We start from the raw sequence: 13,812 nt of genomic DNA, 5'->3' as shown, positions 1-13,812 counted from the left end.
TTTTTTGTGGACTAATAAATCTACAGCGCGTAGCCAGCGGGGGCTCCGGCCGCGCTGCCTTTGGACAGCGCCAGGCCGCTGCCCAGCACCAGCAGATCCTCGAAGCCGCCGACTACGGAAATGGGCAGGCCCGACTCGCGGGTGGCCTTTTTGCGCAGCCAGAAGCTGCCGAACGTGGCCGCCCCGGCCACCAGCCCGCCCAGCAGGGCCCCGTTGCGGGTGTTGGCGTGGTTGGCGCGGTAGAGGGCTGCCCCTACCAGCGCGCCCGACAGCAAACGGCCCAGTAGCACGGGCGGCGCAATCCGGTCGGGGGTCTGTGGGAGCTTGTCGCCCACCATCTCGCCGCCGGCCAGCAGCTTGAGGCCGGTAGCCACCAGTGGTTTTTGCAGATAGCGCAACGGCGAGCCGGCTAGGCCCTGCGGATGAAATTTCACGAGGTTGGCGCTGAGCAGGGCCGGAGCCGTCATGCTGCGGAAGCCGGCTACAGTGCCCAGGCCTACGGTTTGCCAGAAGTGTTTCGTCATATTCAGGGAATGCTATACGTTAGAGAAGAACGACAGTGCTGCTTGTAACGCAACTCACGCCCCGTAGGCTGCATTGAGTTACGATACTCTGCCGCGGAGCACACATCATCTACCCTTGAAGACATATTGTTATAATACAATTTTAACAAGCATAATACGTCGATTTACGACAGCAACAGTTGATGCTATATTAAGCGCGCTTATAAAATAAACACTCTGATAATCCCTAATAATATATAACATATAAATTTTATCATTAATTTTATAATAGTCTATAAATCAACCTTTTAACATACATGTATTTCCAAATTGTTACCAAGTTATTATGCAAGCATAATTCACATTAAGTTCATCTACTTTTGCACCGAAATTCTAGGGACACGCCCCGGATAAATAAAAAAGCTCTTTTATGACAAACAGAATTGTACTGTTTCTGCTGCTCGGCTTTGTGCTTTTCACGAGTAACCGAACCTTGCTGGCGCAAGGAGTGACCACCTCGGCCATGAAGGGCCTGGTGCTGGACAGCAAAGGCGAACCGCTACCCGGCGCCACCGTGGTGGCCACTCACCTGCCTTCGGGCACCAAGTACGGCACCGCCACTCGCGAGAACGGGCAGTACGACCTGCTCAACATGCGTATCGGCGGCCCCTACGAGTTGGTAGTGTCGTTTGTGGGCTCACAGACTTACACGGCCTCCGGCATTCAACTGGCGCTGGGCAAGACGTTTGAAAGCAACGTCAAGCTCAACGACGGTACCCAGGCCCTGGGTGAGGTGCTGGTACAGGGCAACCGCGACGGCCAGATAAACAAGGACCGTACGGGCGCTTCCACCAACATCAACAACACCGCCATCCGCACGCTGCCCACCATCAGCCGTTCGCAGGAGGACTTCACCCGCCTCACGCCCCAGAGCAGCGGCCTGAGCTTTGGCGGGCGCAATACGCTCTACAACAACTTCTCGCTCGACGGCTCCATCTTCAACAACTCCTTTGGGCTGGACGCCCCGACGCCCGGCGGCCAGACCGGCTCGCAGCCGGTTTCGCTGGATGCCATTGAGCAGCTGGAAGTGAGCCTGGCCCCCTACGACGTGCGCCAGGGCGGCTTTACGGGTGCCGGCGTAAATGCCGTGACCAAGAGCGGCACCAACGACTTCAAAGGCACGGTGTACACGTTTCTGCGCAATGAGCAGCTGATTGGCGAGAAGGTGGGCGACGTGACCGTGCGCAACCCCGACCTGAAATTCAACCAGACCGGCTTCTCGCTGGGCGGCCCCATTATCAAGAACAAGCTGTTCTTTTTCACCAACGCCGAGCTTACGCGCCGCGACGACCCGGCCCTGACCTTCCGGCCCGCCACCAGCGCCGCCGAGGCCCAGGCGGCCCTCAACGGCCAAGCCGACGGCGTAAGCCGCGTGCTGCAGAGCGACCTGGACGCCATCCGGCAGCGCCTGATCAGCGTGTACGGCTACGACCCCGGCACTTACCAGGACTTCACCTACCGCACCTACAGCGACAAGCTGCTGGCCAAGCTCGACTGGAACATCAACGAGAAAAACACCTTCTCGCTGCGCTACAACTACCTGAAGAGCTACCAGCAGAAGCCTCCCCACCCTATTGCCATTGCGCCGTCGTCGCGGGTGCAGGGCGTGAACACGCTGCAGTATTCCAACTCCGGCTACACCATCAACAACAACCTGAACTCGGTGGTGGGCGAGCTGAACTCGCGCTTCGGCGAGCGGCTCAGCAACAAGGCGCAGCTAAGCTTCTCGGCCTTCCGCGACTTCCGTGAGCTGCCCAACGCACCGCTGTTTCCGCAGCTCGACATCACCAAGAACGGCACCACCTACGTGAGCGTGGGCACCGAGCAGTTTTCGGCCAACAACGTTCTCGACCAGAACATCACGCAGTTCACCGACAACCTAAGCTACTTTGCCGGCGCCCATGTGCTGACGGCAGGCGTGACCTACGAGCGGTTTGACTTCGTGAATGCCTTCAACCTGCAGCGCTACGGCTACCCGTTCTTCGGCGGGCTGGACATTGACCGGTTTTTCCAAGTGACGGACCGCTCGAACCCCAACTTCGTGGACCTGAACGCCATTGCCACGGCCGGCGGCACCCGCCGCATCAAGTCCGTGGACGTGAACGTGGCCCAGCTGGGCCTCTACGCCCAGGACGAGTGGAACCTGACGCCCAACTTCAAGCTGACGCTGGGCGTGCGCGCCGACATGCCGATTTACAACACCGACGTAGCGCAGAACCAGCAGATTCTGAACGCGCCGCTGCTGGACTCGGACGGCAAAGCCGCCAAGGTAGACGTAACCCAGTTTCCGAAAGCCACCCCGCTGTGGTCGCCGCGTCTGGGCTTCAACTACTCGGCCGAGAACGGCGAGCTGACCACGCAGGTGCGCGGCGGCACGGGCATCTTCACGGGCCGCATCCCGTTCGTGTGGATCAGCAACCAGGCCTCCAACTCGCAGTTCGACCCCGGCTACACGTTCCAGATCAACGGCACGGCCCGCGACTTCAAGTTTCCGCAGGTGTGGCGCTCCAACCTGGCCATCGACCAGGAGCTGCCGCTGGGCATCGTGGCTACCCTGGAAGGTATCTACTCCAAGGACCGCAACGCCGCCATTCACCGCAACTACAACCTCGTAACGCCCACGGAGCGTCTGGCAGGGTTTGATGACCGCCTGATCTATCCGGCGGCCGGCCCGCGCATCACGCCCGGCTTCAACGGCCCCGACGGGCAGTTCAGCTTCCTGGATGCCGGCGTGATTGTGCTGGAAAACACCAACCGTGGCTACCAGTACAGCCTCACGGGCCAGCTGAAAAAGGACTTCGCCAACGGCCTGTATCTGATGACGGCCTACACCTACTCGCAGGCCAAGGACGTGACCTCGAATCCCGGCGAAATTGCGGCCGACGCGTTTCAGCGCAACCCCGTGGTGGGCGACGCCAACCAGCCGCAGCTGGCCTTCAGCGACTTCGGGCTGCAGCACCGCATCATCGGGGCGGCCGGCAAGCGGTTTGAGTACGCCAACAAGCGCCTGGCTACCACGCTGAGCTTCTTCTTTGAAGCCGCCCAGGGCAACCGCTTCTCCTACACCTACGCCGGCGACCTGAACCGCGACGGCATCTTCGGCAACGACCTGCTGAAAGTACCCGCCACCCGCGACCAGATCAACCTGGTCGACATCCGCGACGCGCAGGGCGCCGTGGTGGTGACGGCCGCCCAGCAGTGGGAGCAGCTCGACGCCTACATCCGCCAGGACAAGTACCTGTCGGAGCGCCGCGGCAGCTTCACGGAGCGCAACGGCGCCATCAGCCCCTGGTACACGCAGCTGGACGCCAAGCTGCTGCAGGACTTCTCCCTGATGGCCAACGACAAGAAGCACACCTTCCAGCTGAGCTTCGACATCCAGAACCTGGGCAACCTGATCAGCTCGGACTGGGGCGTGCGCCGCGTATTCGCCAACAACCGCTTCATCGAAACCGCCTACCTGCCCTCGGCGCCCAATACGCCGGTGTATCAGTTCCGTGGCGGCCAGCAGACGTTCATCAACAACACCAACCTCGACAGCCGCTGGCGCGCCCAGATCGGCCTGCGCTACATCCTCGACTAGCGCCTTTGGTTGAAAGCAAAAGCCCCGAAGCATCACGCTTCGGGGCTTTTTTTGTGGGCGCTTGTTATTTCGGCTGCAGGAAGGAATCTGGGGTAGGTTGTTGAAGCCGCTCCACTCAGGTATCTCCCCCTTGCGTGATGCGCAACATGGTCGGAATGACGGCTATTTCGGCTGCGGGCCCTGGCCGGGGCGGGCGTAGGCAAAGGCACCCAACGGCTGGGCCTGGTAATATGTATCGAGGCCGGAAATGCAGGTGGCCTGGGCGGCGGGCAAATCCAGCGTGCCGTCAGTGAGCAGCAGGTTTTCGGGCAGGTAAATGTGCTCGACGGTGCCCACCAGCAGTACCGTGCCGTTGTGAATCGGCAGCTCCTCTTTCAGGCGCAGCCCGATGCTGATGGGGCTTTCGGCCACGTAAGGCGCCGCAAATCCGTCGCGCCAAGCCGCCGTGAAGCCGCAGGCCTCGAACTCCGATTCTTCCGCGGGAAAGTCGGCGGAGGTGTAGTGGGCCTGCGCCACGTGGCTGGCGGGCACGTGGTTAATGGTGAAGCAGCCCGTGTCCTTGAGGTTCTGGTAGGTGTGGCGCGGCACCGTAGTCGGGCGCGTGACGATGCCCAGCACCGCCGGCGCCGAGCCCAGATGCAGCACCGAGCTAAAGATAGCCAGGTTGGTGGCGCCGCCCGCGGTGGCCGTGCCGATGAGGTTGGCCGGCTTGTAGCCGGGTAGCGAGTTGATGAGGTTGAGGCGGAAGATTTTCTCCAGGCCCAGAATATCGTCGGAAGTTAGGTGGCGCATCTGTTTGAAAGTAGCAGACCGTCATGCAGAGCGGAGCGAAGCATCTCGCCCGTGTGGTAGAATCAGTTACCACACGGGCGAGATGCTTCGCTCCGCTCTGCATGACGGCCTTTGGTGAGAATTAGGTAATGCTTACTTCTGCGAAGCAGCCCAGGTGTCCATTTTGCGCTCCAGCACGGCCAGCGGCATCACGGCATCCTTTAGCAGCTCGTCGTGGAAGTCGGAGAGGCGGAAGTGGGCGCGGTTCTGGCCGGCGTACTTTTCGCGCAGCTTGGTGCTGCTGTGGGCTCCCAGCTGCTCCTCGTACTTGCGGCGCAGCTCCTGAATCTTGAGGGCGCCGGTTTTGTAGCTCAGGGCCTGGCCCGGAATGGCCATGTAGCGCTCAATCTCGGCCGTAGCGCCGTCTTCGCTGATGGCCTCGTTGGCCATCATGTACTGGATGGCCTGCTCGCGGGTCATGTTTTTGGTGTGCATGCCCACGTCCACTACCAGCCGGATGGCGCGGTGCATCTCGTCGCCGAGGGCGCCCATGTACTGGTAGGGGTCGGTGTAGAGGCCCAGCTCCTTGCCCAGGCTCTCGGTGTAGAGGGCCCAGCCTTCGCCCATGGCCCCATACCAGGCAAAGCGCCGGAACTTGGGCAGTGCCTCGTTTTCCTGCTGCAGCGAAATCTGGTAGTGGTGGCCCGGAATGGCTTCGTGCAGAAACAGCGACTCCATGCCCGAAGTGGTATTGAACTTGGTGGCGTCCACAATCGGGATGTAGAAGATGCCGGGGCGCGAGCCGTCGGGTGAGCCCTGGTTGTACTCGGCCGAGGCCGAGGCGGCGCGGAAGGCTTCGGTCTGGCGGATTTCGAACGGCGTTTTGGGCGTGCGCCCGAACATCTTTTTCAGGTTCGGGTCAATCTTGGCCTGAATGGCGCGGAAAGCCCCCAGCACGTCTTCCGGCGTTTTGTAGGGCATCAGCTTGGGGTCGGTTTTCAGCGCCGCGAAGAAGGCTGGCAGGTCGCCTTTGAAGCCCACCTGGGTTTTCACCTTCTCCATTTCCTGCCGGATGCGGGCCACTTCGCGCTGGCCGGTCTGGTAGATTTCCTCGGGCGTCTTGTCGGTGGTGGTCCACGTTTTCACGTAGTACTTATACAGCTCCGCGCCACCCGGAATACCCGAAACACCGGTGCTGGCGCGGGATTTGGGCAGATATTCCTTTTCCAGAAAGTCGCCGAGCTTCTGGTACGTCGGCACCAGCTCCTCCATGATGGCCTTGCGGTAGGCGGCCGTCAGCCGGTCTTTGTCGGCGGCCGGCAGGTCGGCGGGCAGCTTGTTGATGGGGCCGTAAAACAAACTCTTGGTGGGGTCGGTCACCACCAGGTCGCGCATCTGCGGAATCATCTTTTTCACCAGCGCCCGGGGCAGCACCACGCCGGTCTGCATGCCCGCGCGGAAGTTGCTGATGGCCGTATCGGCCCACACCGAGAAGCCCCGCACGCGGCCCAGCCAGTTGTCGTAGTCCTTGGCCGTTTTGAAGGGCTGCACGCCCTCGCCCGAGCCGTACTGGCCCATCGTGATAGGCAAGCCCCAAAACTGCTGAAACGGCATCATCCAGGTGTTGAGCTTGAGGCCTTCCAGCTTGTTTTCGAGGTCGTACTTGAAGATGTCGTAGCTCACCTTGTCGTTGGCCGACAGCGTTTCACGGTCAAACTTCTGCAGCGCGTCCAGGTACTTCTGGTAGGTGGCGGCCAGGTTCTGGCGGAAGGCCTCGGTGCCGTCGTTGGGCAGCTGGTCGTTGTAGCGGTTGTCGCCCTGGGTGGTGGCTTCCAGCGGGAACAGCTTGGCCTGCTCTTCCCAGTACACGTCGAAGAGCTGGCTGATTTCCTTGATGTCGGCCAGGCTGGTAACGGCAGCGGCCTCCCCGGTTTTGGGCGGTGTCTGGTTGCAGGCGCTGAGCAGCGTGCTCAGGAGCAGACCCGTCAGAACGATTTTTTTCATGCGGAGCGAAGGAGTGGAATTGGAGGCGGAAATATCACGCATTTATCCGGATTTGCGTACAGAGGCTGACCGAGGCGCCGTTTGCGTGGTGTGGTGCCACGAATTGCCGAAGGCTTCGTGGTACCACTACCGTTGCTCGATTCGGATCCGCGCCGTGCAACGATAGTGGTGCCACGACTGCAAAGCGTCGTGGCACCACACCGGGCCACTCGCAACCTTTGCCGCCTCGGATAGTTTTACACCTTCACCTTCAATTACCCCAACAGTATGGCATCAATAGCCGGAAAAACCGCCCTGGTAACGGGCGCAGGCAAAGGCATCGGCCGCGCCGTAGCAATAGCGCTGGCCCAGGAAGGCGTGCACGTGGCCCTGCTGGCCCGCACCGAAGCGCAGCTGCAGGACGTAGCCAAAGAAATAGAGGCCCTCGGCGTGAAAGCCGTAGTGCTGGCCGCCGACATTGCCGACCGCGCCGCCGTGGAAGCCGCCGTAGCGCAGGCCACCGAGGCCCTCGGCTCCATTGATATCCTGATCAACAACGCCGGTATCGGCACGTTTGCCAAGCTCGTGGACATGGACCCCACCGAGTGGGAGCATATCATTCAGGTGAACCTGCTGGGCACCTACTACGCCACCCGCGCCGTGCTGCCGGGCATGATTGCCCGCGAAACCGGCGACATCATCAACGTGGCCAGCACCGCCGGGCAGCGCGGCGCCGCCACCACCAGCGCCTACAGCGCCTCCAAGTTTGCCGTGCTCGGCCTCACCGAGTCGTTGATGCAGGAAGTGCGCAAGCACAACATCCGCGTGTCGGCCCTCACGCCCAGCACCGTCGCTACGGATTTGGCCATCAGCAACAAGCTCACCGACGGCAACCCCGACAAGGTGATGCAGCCCGAAGACCTGGCCGAGTTCATGGTAGCCCAGCTCAAGCTCAACCGCCGCATCTTCATCAAGGAAGCCGGCATGTGGAGCACGAATCCGTAGGGTTTACACGTCGTCTGTCATTCCGAGCGGAGCGAGGAATCTCGCCAGTGTGGTAAATCACTACACTGGCGAGATTCCTCGCTCCGCTCGGAATGACAGACGACACGCAACCCCAGCCCCGCCGTACGGGTACACTCCCCTATCCTACCATTCCTCTATCCCCTTCCGCCATGCTTAAGAGAGATTTTCTGAAAAACGGCCTGCTGACGATGGTTGGCGCCCTGGTAAGCCCCGCCGTGCTGGCCGCTGCCCACGAAGAAAAGCTGCTGCGCGAAGCCCGCGCCACGCCCATGGCCGACGGCCCCTTCACGCTGCCGGCGCTGCCCTACGCCTTCAATGCGCTGGAGCCGCACATCGACGCCAAAACCATGGAAATCCACCACGACGCGCACCACAAAACGTACGTGTCGAAGCTGAATGAAGCCGTGGTGGGCAAGCCCGAGGAAAAGCTGACGCTGGCGCAGCTGCTGGCCTCGGCCAGCAAGCAGCCCGACGCCATCCGCAACAACGCCGGCGGCCACTGGAACCACTCCTTCTTCTGGCAGATTCTCTCGCCTAAGGGCGGTGGGCAGCCTACCGGCGGCCTCGCGGCGGCCATCAACAAGGATTTCGGCTCCTACGAGAAGTTCACCGAGGAATTCACGAAGGCCGCCACCGGCCGCTTCGGCTCCGGCTGGGCTTGGCTGATCCATGACAAAAAGGCCAACAAGCTGATGATAACGAGCACGCCCAACCAGGACAACCCCCTGATGGACGTGGCTGGCATCCAGCGCGGCACGCCGCTGCTGGGCCTCGATGTGTGGGAGCACGCCTACTACCTCAAGCACCAGAACAAGCGCCCCGACTACATCAAAACCTTCTGGAGCGTAGTAAACTGGGGCGAAGTAACCAGCCGCTACGACGAGTCGCGTAAAGGCTAGACTTAGGGCTTTCATAACAGAACGTCATGCAGAGCCGGAGGCGAAGCATCTCGCTAGTGTGGTAAATTACTACACTAGCGAGATGCTTCGCCTCTGGCTCTGCATGACGTTCTGCTTTACCGAATAATCCGGCCGTCGCGGATCCGCACGTCGGGTTTGGGGGCGGCTTTTTTCACCATCGTGCCGAAGGCGCCGCGCTTCTCAAAGGAGGCAATAACCTCGTCTTCGACGGGGGTGCGCTGCACCACCGGGTTGTTGGCCCAGAACTCAGGGTCGTATTTCAGGGCTTTGATGGCCGCCAGGTCGCGGTCTTCCACGCTTACGCGGGCGTAGGGAATGGTAGTGGGCGTGGTGCTGGTGTCGTAGAAGAACGTGAACGACGACACAGCCAGCGGCGTGGCCGCCTTGCCGGGGCTGGTTAGATTGGCGGTCAGGTTCACCTTCATGTATTCCAGCGGGGCCACCACCACGGCGGGGTCGTCGTTGCGGAAGGCCATTTCGATTTCCAGCTGGGTGTCGCGGAATTTCTGGGTGGGGTTGGACGTGGAGCCCGTGAAGTTGGGCGAGGTCATGTGGTAGCGCACCACCTTGTAGCTGTCGATATCAATCCAGATAGTGCCTTCCGACTTGTACTTGGTCAGCTCGGGGCGGGTCTGGAAGGTAATTTCGGCAATGCCGCCCTTGGTGCTGTCAGGGCCCGAGGCCACAATGCCTTTCAGCTCCAGCAGGTAGTTCTGCACCACGTTGGGGCTGAGCAGGGCCAGCGAGCGGGTGGTGTCGGCGTTGGCATCGAACAGGCCGTAGGAACGGGTGTAGAGCGAGAAGTTGCTGAAGTTGGTGATGCTGGGCACGGCGGCGTAGCGGCCCTGCGCAATGGCCGTGCCCTCGATGCGGGCGTTGCTGGACTTCACGTTCCAGACCACTTCCTGCAGCTCGGTGGGCTGCCCGGCCACCCGCGTAATCTGGCGGTAGAAGGCCTTGCCGTAGAACTTCTGGCGGTAGCCGGCCCGCATCTGGCGGTAGGCGCGGTCGACGAGCTGAAATGGGTAGCTGCCCACTTTCACCTCGGGCAGCGCCACAGCCGCCGTGGCCAGCGCCAGCTGCAGCGGCCCGGCGGCACTGGTCACCCGGATGGTATCCTTGAGGTGGCCCAGCTCCGACACCAGCAGCGTCACGGGCAGGCTGGGCACCGACAGCGTGAACTCGCCGTCGGCGTTGGTGGTGGTGCCGCGGGTGGTGCCGCGCACCACTACGCTGGAAAAGGGCAGCGTCTCGCGGGTGTCTTTATCGACGACGGTGCCGCGCAGCTGCACCTGGGCCTGGGCGGCCTGGGTGAGCAGCAGCGCCGCCAGCAGCAGGCCGGCGGGCCGTGCCACGCGGCTAAAGGAAAGCAGAAAAGAGAGAAAGGAACGCAGAATCAAAACGGCCGGGATTGAGGTGAAAAGATAAACCGCTACGGCGCTAACGCCGCCACGGCCCGCAAGCATATACGGCACCTGCAAAAGTAGGCCCACTCTTCGGTTGGCGCACCGGATTTTTCGGCTGGCTGCCGTCATCAGCATTATACGGTGGCCGTAGCGCAAACTTTGCAGGTTGCCCTACGAGGGCGCAAATCGCCACCTGTTCTTCCGAAGCAGGTGCCAGGACAGGAGGCATAATCCGGGTTACCCAGGCAACTACCGGCTCGCACATGCTGTCAATTGCGCTAAATTCGCCTTCCACCTTCTGCTTATCGCCTACTATCTTGTTTGTTCTCCGCTCTCTCTCGTTTCTGTGGCTGCTGCTGGCCCTGCTAAGTCCGGCCGACTCTGCTGCCCAGAGCCGCAAAAAGTCCAAGAAGAAACCTGCCCGCACCACCGTTCAGCGCGCTGCTTCGGCCCGACGCGAGCGGCCGGCGCCCCGGGTGGCCCCGCGCCCAGCCACGGTAGCACCCGCCCGCAAAACGGGAGCTGCCGCGGCAAAAACGCCAGCCAAATCCCGCAACCAAGCCGTGCCCTTTGCCGCCCAGATGGCCGGCTCGCGCTGGGTTGATTCGGTGATGGCCACGCTCACGCCCGACCAGCGGGTGGCGCAGCTGTTTATGGTGGCCGCCTACTCCAACCGTAAGCGTATTGACGAAGACTCCATCACGGCCCTGATTCAGCAGTATGGCATCGGGGGCATCGTGTTTTTCCAGGGCGGGCCGGTGCGCCAGTCGCGCCTGCTGAACCGCTACCAGAGCCAGACCAAAGTGCCGCTGCTGGTGGCCATGGATGCCGAGTGGGGCGTGGGCATGCGCCTCGACAGCGTGCAGCGCTTCCCGTTCCAGATGAGCCTGGGCGGCATCCGCGACAACCAGCTGATGTACGACATGGGCACCGAGGTGGCCGCGCAGTTCAAGCGTCTGGGTATGCACGTCAACTTCGCGCCGGTGGTCGATGTGAATAACAACGCCGCCAACCCCGTCATCGGCTACCGCAGCTGGGGCGAAGACCGGCAGAGCGTGACCGAGAAAAGCTACCTCTACATGAAGGGCATGCAGGATGCCAACATCCTGGCCGTCGCCAAGCACTTCCCCGGCCACGGCGACACCGACACCGACTCGCACCTGGCCCTGCCCCTGCTGCGCATCGACCGCAAGCGTATTGATACGCTGGAGCTGTTTCCGTTCCGCAGCCTGATGGCGCGCGGCCTCGGCGGCATGATGGTGGCCCACCTCAACATTCCGGCCCTCGACACCACCGGCATGCCCAGCACCCTTTCCCGGCCGATTACGACGGGTTTGCTGAAGCAGAAGATGGGCTTTGAGGGCATGGTGTTTACGGATGCCATGAACATGAAGGGCGTGATTTCGAAGTACCCGCCCGGCGACGCCGACGTGCGCGCCCTGCAGGCCGGCAACGACATTCTGGAGTTCAGCAAGAACATTCCGCTGGCTTTGCGCATGGTGCGCGACGCCATCAACGCCGGCCAGCTCACCCAGGAATCCATTGATGCGCGCTGCCGCAAGATGCTGGCTCTGAAACAGTGGGCCGGCCTCGACCGGTACCGCCCCATCGACCTGCAGAATATCACTCAGGACCTCAACACGCCGCACGCCCAGTACCTGAGCCAGCACCTCACCGAGCTGAGCGTAACAGTGCTGCGCAACCAGCGCAACCTGCTGCCGCTGCAGCGCCTCGACACGCTGCGCCTGGCCACGCTCACCATCGGCACCAAAGACACCACCGATTTCCAGCGCATGGTAGCCGACTACGCCCCGGCCCGCCACTTCTGGATTTCGGCCACCCCCAGCCTCGACGAGTTGACGCAGATGCGCGAAACGCTGAAAGGCTTTAACACTGTGCTCATCGGCGTGAACAACCTCGGCCGCCTGCCGGCTACCAACTTCGGGGTAACCTCGGAAACCAACGTGCTGCTGCGCGAGCTGGGCAGCCAGGGCCAAAAGCTGGTGGTGTCGGTGTTCGGCAATGCCTATGCCGTGGCCAAAATCCGGGACCTGGACCGCGCCGATGCCGTGGTGCTGGCCTATCAGGAAAGCAAAAACGCGCAGGACGTGGCCGCCGAGGTGATTTTTGGGGGTATATCGGCCAGCGGCAAGCTACCCGTAACCGTGAGCGACAAGTACAGCTACGGCGCTGGCCTGACCACGCAGGGCGGCACCCGGCTGCGCTACAGCTTCCCGGAGGCCGTGGGCATGAACAACAACCTCGAAGCCCGCGTGGACTCCATCATGAACGGCGCCGTGGCGGCCAAGGCTTTCCCCGGCGGCGAGGTGGTCATTGCCCGGCGCGGGGTGGTAGTGCTGCGCAAAAGCTACGGCACCCACTCCTTTGCTGATGCGCCCAGCCAGGCCGGCCGGCCCAGCCGCGCCGTCCGCAACACCGACCTCTACGACCTGGCTTCGCTGACCAAAGTATCGGCCGCGCTGCCGGCCCTGATGCGCCTGCAGGACCAGGGCAAGTTCAACCCCGACATGACCATGGGTGAGCTGCTGCCGGAACTGCGCGGCACCAACAAGCAGGACCTGAAGCTGCGCGACGTACTCACGCACCAGGCCCGCCTCAAGGCCTGGATTCCGTTCTGGAAAGACTACACCAAGCCGCGTGGCCTGCTTAACTCGCTGCTCGGCAAGAGCCCGGAGGCCAAGGAAGTGTCGCTCACGAAGCCCTCGGAGCTGAGCCGCCGCTACTTCCGCCCCGATTCGTCGGCGCGCTTCCCGCTGCGGGCCGCCACCGGCCTGTGGGCCCGCCAGGATTTCCCGGCGCTGATAACGAAGGCCATTGCCGAGTCGCCGCTGAACGAGAAGCCCGGCTACGTCTACTCCGACTTGTCGTTTATTCTGTACCCGCGCTTCGTGCAGGCCGCCAGCGGCAAGCCCCTCAACCAGTTCATCACCGACGAAATCTACCGGCCGCTGGGCGCCACCACGCTGGGCTACAACCCCACACGCCGCTTCCCGCTCAGCCGCATCACGCCCACCGAGTACGACTCGCTGTTCCGCAAGCAGTTGCTGCACGGCACCGTCGATGACGAAGGCGCGGCGTTGCTCGGCGGCCTCTCGGGCCACGCCGGCCTGTTCGGCAATGCCAACGACTTGGCCAAAGTGGTGCAGCTCTACGCCTGGAACGGCAAGTACGGCGGCCAGCAGCTGCTGAAAGCCGAAACCGTGCAGGAGTACACCAAGTGCCAGTTCTGCCCCGACAACCGCCGCGCCCTCGGCTTCGATAGGCCCGCCGCCAACCCGACCGTTAATTCGGCCAAAAGCGCGTCGCCGCAGAGCTACGGGCACACCGGCTTCACGGGCACCTATTTCTGGGTCGACCCCAAGGAGGAGCTGACCTGCGTGGTGCTTACCAACCGCGTGAACCCTACGCGCCGCAACAACAAAATCACGGAGCGGAGCGTGCGCTCCGGCGTGCTGCAGGTGGCGCTGGAAAGCGTACGGCCGGTGCAGCGGCAGGCCGTGGAAACGACGGTGGAAGAATAACCGCGGAAGCTGGCGCAG

8 protein-coding genes are annotated in these 13,812 nt (G+C 62.3%); 4 read left to right on the top strand and 4 right to left on the bottom strand.

Annotated elements, in window-relative coordinates:
- Positions 1–20 precede the first annotated feature (20 nt).
- Positions 21–524 carry a DUF4126 family protein gene (locus tag N008_RS13850; protein WP_052381552.1) on the bottom strand — a complete coding sequence of 168 codons (504 nt, stop codon included), beginning with the start codon at positions 522–524 and terminating at the stop codon, positions 21–23.
- A gap of 409 nt (positions 525–933) precedes the next feature.
- Here N008_RS13850 and N008_RS13845 point away from each other — a divergent pair, with 409 nt between their 5' ends.
- Positions 934–4,146, top strand: coding sequence for a TonB-dependent receptor (locus tag N008_RS13845; protein WP_044016799.1), 3,213 nt, complete (start codon positions 934–936; stop codon positions 4,144–4,146).
- A gap of 162 nt (positions 4,147–4,308) precedes the next feature.
- Here N008_RS13845 and N008_RS13840 read toward each other — a convergent pair whose 3' ends face one another.
- Entirely contained in the window at positions 4,309–4,938 is a 630-nt protein-coding gene (locus tag N008_RS13840) for a flavin reductase family protein (protein ID WP_044016797.1), read from the bottom strand.
- 132 nt (positions 4,939–5,070) lie between these two features.
- Complete coding sequence (locus tag N008_RS13835) at positions 5,071–6,921, bottom strand: DUF885 domain-containing protein (RefSeq protein WP_044016795.1); 1,851 nt, start codon at positions 6,919–6,921, stop codon at positions 5,071–5,073.
- A 267-nt stretch (positions 6,922–7,188) separates the two neighbouring features.
- Here N008_RS13835 and N008_RS13830 point away from each other — a divergent pair, with 267 nt between their 5' ends.
- On the top strand, positions 7,189–7,905 hold the full coding sequence (locus N008_RS13830; RefSeq protein ID WP_044016793.1) for a 3-ketoacyl-ACP reductase: 717 nt from the start codon (positions 7,189–7,191) through the stop codon (positions 7,903–7,905).
- A gap of 170 nt (positions 7,906–8,075) precedes the next feature.
- A complete protein-coding gene (locus N008_RS13825) occupies positions 8,076–8,825 on the top strand; it encodes a superoxide dismutase (RefSeq protein ID WP_081910802.1) in 750 nt (249 codons plus the stop codon).
- Between the two features lie 116 nt (positions 8,826–8,941).
- Here N008_RS13825 and N008_RS13820 read toward each other — a convergent pair whose 3' ends face one another.
- Positions 8,942–10,246, bottom strand: a complete 1,305-nt coding sequence (locus tag N008_RS13820) for a carboxypeptidase-like regulatory domain-containing protein (RefSeq protein WP_044016791.1) — start codon at positions 10,244–10,246, stop codon at positions 8,942–8,944.
- Positions 10,247–10,569: 323 nt separating this feature from the next.
- Between N008_RS13820 and N008_RS13815 the strand changes: the two genes are divergently transcribed.
- A complete protein-coding gene (locus N008_RS13815) occupies positions 10,570–13,794 on the top strand; it encodes a glycoside hydrolase family 3 N-terminal domain-containing protein (protein ID WP_231569713.1) in 3,225 nt (1,074 codons plus the stop codon).
- Positions 13,795–13,812 lie beyond the last annotated feature (18 nt).

It is taken from the genome of Hymenobacter sp. APR13 (genome assembly GCF_000737515.1).
Classification (GTDB): domain Bacteria; phylum Bacteroidota; class Bacteroidia; order Cytophagales; family Hymenobacteraceae; genus Hymenobacter.
The sequence above is the reverse complement of the archived record's forward strand: the minus strand, read 5'-3'. Positions and strand labels throughout refer to the sequence as shown.

Coding starts and splice junctions, on each gene's coding strand:
- N008_RS13850 (WP_052381552.1), bottom strand. CDS start 524: ATGACGAAACACTTCTGGCAAACCGTAGGCCTGGGCACTGTAGCCGGC.
- N008_RS13845 (WP_044016799.1), top strand. CDS start 934: ATGACAAACAGAATTGTACTGTTTCTGCTGCTCGGCTTTGTGCTTTTC.
- N008_RS13825 (WP_081910802.1), top strand. CDS start 8,076: ATGCTTAAGAGAGATTTTCTGAAAAACGGCCTGCTGACGATGGTTGGC.
- N008_RS13835 (WP_044016795.1), bottom strand. CDS start 6,921: ATGAAAAAAATCGTTCTGACGGGTCTGCTCCTGAGCACGCTGCTCAGC.
- N008_RS13830 (WP_044016793.1), top strand. CDS start 7,189: ATGGCATCAATAGCCGGAAAAACCGCCCTGGTAACGGGCGCAGGCAAA.
- N008_RS13840 (WP_044016797.1), bottom strand. CDS start 4,938: ATGCGCCACCTAACTTCCGACGATATTCTGGGCCTGGAGAAAATCTTC.